Source organism: Rhizobium sp. C1 (assembly GCF_021026335.1).
GTDB lineage: Bacteria > Pseudomonadota > Alphaproteobacteria > Rhizobiales > Rhizobiaceae > Ensifer_A.
Genome location: NZ_JAJNCY010000018.1, coordinates 1 through 4,064, shown reverse-complemented (window position 1 = coordinate 4,064; position 4,064 = coordinate 1). Strand labels below are relative to the sequence as shown.

General features: G+C 63.2%; 3 protein-coding genes and 1 pseudogene. 2 read left to right on the top strand and 2 right to left on the bottom strand.

What is annotated here, in order from left to right:
• Positions 1-959 precede the first annotated feature (959 nt).
• The gene (efp, locus tag LQK83_RS21515; RefSeq protein WP_230839533.1) at positions 960-1,529 is read right to left on the bottom strand and encodes an elongation factor P; all 570 of its coding nucleotides are present in this window, start codon (positions 1,527-1,529) and stop codon (positions 960-962) included.
• 156 nt (positions 1,530-1,685) lie between these two features.
• Here efp and epmA point away from each other — a divergent pair, with 156 nt between their 5' ends.
• Together epmA and LQK83_RS21505 are read left to right on the top strand one after the other, a co-directional pair.
• Positions 1,686-2,738, top strand: coding sequence for an EF-P lysine aminoacylase EpmA (epmA, locus tag LQK83_RS21510; protein WP_230839532.1), 1,053 nt, complete (start codon positions 1,686-1,688; stop codon positions 2,736-2,738).
• Entirely contained in the window at positions 2,735-3,769 is a 1,035-nt protein-coding gene (locus LQK83_RS21505; RefSeq protein ID WP_230839531.1) for a lysine-2,3-aminomutase-like protein, read from the top strand. The genes epmA and LQK83_RS21505 overlap by 4 nt, the downstream gene beginning before the upstream one ends.
• 182 nt (positions 3,770-3,951) lie before the next feature.
• Here LQK83_RS21505 and LQK83_RS21500 read toward each other — a convergent pair.
• Positions 3,952-4,064: pseudogene (locus tag LQK83_RS21500) on the bottom strand (IS630 family transposase); the annotation flags it as partial.

The following is a 4,064-nucleotide window of genomic DNA, read 5'->3' as shown; positions in this document are numbered from 1 at the left end:
AGCGCATCCACAAAACTGAACTGCCCAGACCCTCGAACCGACATCGCATCCTCTCCAAACCGCTGCAAACCAAGTGAATCACATCACCCGAATTTTGCAACGGTCCCTCAAGGGGGGAGAGTGAGGTCCTGCCACGCCAAAATCCTCGGAAAAAACCTCTCCCGAGTTATCCTCCGGTCTGGCGTTCTTGCCCCTGTCTCTGGGCGCAAACTTCCGGAGAGCCACGCTGACGCGCCGCCCTGATTGGTAGTTTAAAAAATACGGCGGAGCGCCAGCGCGACCCGTCGAGATTGCCAAGGGGAGCCTCATCCGACTCCATTCCTCAAGCGCGGGCCGCCTCGCTAAACCGTCTGCGGAGGCAGACGGGTTCTCTGGCAAAGCCAGGCCGCCGAGCTATTCGCAGCCCATCGGGGGAAACGTTTCATCGAGGTTTTTGTCTCAATGCCGCCCGCGCCCCCTGATGACATCCGCCGCACGTTACGACGAGCGCCATCAAGCTCTCCTCCCGCCTGAACCAACCGTCGCTGGCCCATCCGGTGACGGGAGGGGTTCAGGATAAGGCGAGTTGTTGATGGCGGGGAAGTTGGGTGAGGCCGGGTTAGCCTCTCCCCTTGTGGGAGAGGAAGGCAAATCAGCGTCTTAGCCGAAGGCTAAGTGCTAGATTTTCCAGGTGAGGGGGGTGTTTCGTCCACGCAGCGTCACCCCCTCACTTGCAAAATCTACGACTTAGCCTGCGGCTAAGACCGTGATTTTGCTTTCTCCCCCACCAGGGGGGAGATGGGAGGGTGCATCAGCCCTTGAATTCCCGCTCCGCCATCATATCTATCACTCACCACCCGTCATCGAAGATCGCCTGCTGCGCCCTCTCGGCTGCGCGTTCGCGATTGTCCGGGTAAAGCAAAGGGCGCTCCCCTATCCGGGTTGAGCGCCCTTTGTCATTTCAGCATTGCGAAACAGGATCAGTCCTTGGCGCGCTCGACGTAGGAGCCGTCTTCCGTGAGGATGACGATGCGCGTGCCGGGGGTGATGTGACCGGGGACGAGCGTGCGGACGCCGTTGGAAAGGATTGCCGGCTTGTAGGACGACGAGGCCGTCTGGCCCTTGACGACCGGCTCGGTCTCGACAACTTCGAGCGTGGCGTGGCGCGGCAGTTCGAGAGCCAGCGCGCGACCTTCATGGACGGAGAGAATGACGCTCATGCCCTCTTCGAGATAGGCGGCGGCATCGCCCACGGATTCCTTGTCCATGACCAGCTGGTCATAGGATTCCGGGTTCATGAAATGGAAGCCTTCATCGTCGGCGTAGAGGAAGGAATGCGCAGCGTCTTCGACGAAGGCGCGCTCGACCTGTTCCGTCGTCTTCCAGCGTTCCGAAACCTTCACGCCATCGACGATGCGGCGCATGTCGACCTGCGTAACCGGCGTACCCTTGCCGGGATGGAAGTTCTGGGCGGTCAGAACGACATAAAGCTTGCCCTCGACTTCGAGGACATTGCCCTTGCGGACCGACGAGGCGATGATCTTGACCATAAGACGTCCTTGTATCTCGATGAAACGCGCCTTAAAGGGACCGGAAAGGCCCCGCGCGCGTTCTCAAATTCCGTTGCGGGCCGCACTAACGCAATTTCGATGAAAACGCCAGTCCGGCCGCGAAGAATTCGCCCGGAGCGACAGGTGAACCGAGCCATGACCAGCGCCAGCCCCTGGTGGCAGCCGCATATCCATGCCGACCGGCGGCCCTTTCTTATGGGTCGCAACCGGCTCATGGCCGCATTCCGGCTCTGGTTTGCCGAGCGCGATTTCGTCGAGGTGGAGACGGCGGCGCTTCAGGTCTCGCCCGGCAACGAGGCGCATCTGCATGCCTTTGCAACGCAGGCGCTCACCATCGACGGACGGGCGTTCCCCTTCTATCTCCACACCTCGCCGGAATTCGCCGCCAAGAAGCTGCTGGCCGCCGGCGAAACGCGGCTCTGCACCTTCGCCCATGTCTGGCGCAATCGCGAGCGCGGGCCGCTGCACCATCCCGAATTCACCATGCTGGAATGGTATCGCGCCGGCGAGACCTATGACCAGCTGATGACCGACTGTGCCGACCTGTTGAAGCTCTCGGCAAGAACCACCGGCATCGACCGCTTCCGCTTTGCCGGCCACGAATGCGACCCCTTTACCGAGCCGGAACGGCTGACGGTCGCGGACGCCTTTGCCCGCCATGCCGGGATAGACCTTCTGGCGACGATCCGTGCAGATGGCACGACCGACCGCGAGGCGCTGGCCGAGCAGATGCGCCCACATGGCCTCTCCGTCTCCGCAGACGACACCTGGGCCGATCTCTTCTCCAAGGTGATCGTCGGCAAGGTCGAACCGCATCTGGGGATCGGTCGGGCGACGATCCTCTACGAATATCCCACCGCCGAAGCGGCCCTCGCCCGGCGCTCTCCCAAGGATGCCCGTGTCGCCGAACGCTTCGAGCTCTATGCCTGCGGGGTGGAACTGGCCAATGCCTTCGGCGAACTGACGGACGCCGCCGAACAGCGCCGCCGCTTCGAGATGGAAATGGCTGAGAAGGCCCGCATCTATGGCGAGCGCTACCCTATCGACGAGGATTTTCTGGCCGCCCTCGCGATCATGCCGGAAGCCAGCGGCATCGCGCTCGGCTTCGACCGGCTGGCGATGCTCGCCACCGGCGCGCGGCGGATCGAGGATATCATCTGGACGCCCGTTGCGGAGTTCGCGCCATGATCAAGGCCGGCGTTTCGCTCAATTCTGTAGACGATCTGGCGATGGCCGGGCTCGTGACACCCTCCCCTGCGCTTGAGGCCGTTGCCGCCCGCTATGCGGTCGCCGTGACGCCCGAAATGGCGGCGCTGATCGAGCGCGATCCGCACGGGCCGATGGCCCAGCAGTTCCTGCCCGACGCCCGCGAACTTGAAACGCTGCCGGAAGAAAGCGCCGACCCGATTTCCGATCGGCGCTTGACGCCGGTCGAGGGCGTCGTGCATCGCTATCCGGATCGGGTGTTGCTCAAGGCCGTGCATGTCTGCCCGGTCTATTGCCGCTTCTGCTTCCGCCGTGAAATGGTCGGCCCGGCCGGGGACGGGTTGCTCGCGGCTGAGAAGCTTGACGCGGCGCTGGCCTATATCCGCGAGCACGAGGAGATCTGGGAAGTCATCCTCACCGGCGGCGACCCGCTCGTGCTGTCACCGCGCCGGCTTGAACGGCTGCTGGAACCCTTAAGCCAGATCGACCACGTGAAGGTCATCCGCATCCATTCCCGCGTGCCGCTGGTCGATCCGGAGCGGATTTCCGGCGAGCTGATCGCCCTGCTCCGCGCCACCGGCAAGACGGTCTATGTCGCGCTCCACGCCAACCATGCGGACGAGTTTACCCATGCGGGGCGCAAGGCCTGCGCGCGGCTCGTGGACGCGGGCATCGCCATGGTCAGCCAATCGGTGCTGCTGAAGGGCGTCAACGACGATGCCGAGGTTCTGGCTGAGCTGATGCGGACCTTCGTCGAAAACCGCATCAAGCCCTATTACCTGCACCATCCCGACCTCGCGCCGGGGACCGCGCATTTCCGGCTAACGGTCGCGGAAGGACAGGCGCTGGTCGCCTCTCTGCGCGGCAGACTTTCGGGCCTATGCCAGCCGCATTACGTGCTCGACATCCCGGGGGGGCATGGCAAGGCTTACGTGAACGCCGCCGAGCATGCAGCAAGTGATGTCGGCCTGACGGTAAGCGATTTCCGCGGCGGACAGCATCGGTATCCGTAGTGCTCTTCCATACGGTCAACATCGGCGCGTGCCGCCCCCCCCCCTCATCCGACCCTTCGGGCCACCTTCTCCCCGCTGGGGAGAAGCAGGAGGACGCCGCAGCGTCAGCTTATCCCCTCGCCCCTCCGGGGAGAGGTCTGCCGAGCGTCAGCGGAGGCAGGGTGAGGGGCGGCTAGAGCGTTTCACCTTTTAACGGAAACATATCCTGCGTTTTGGAGATAGTTGGCGCATTCGTCTGGTTGGATTGTTTGGACGAGCGCGCCGATATGCCGCCAGGTGTCTTCAATGGTGCGTT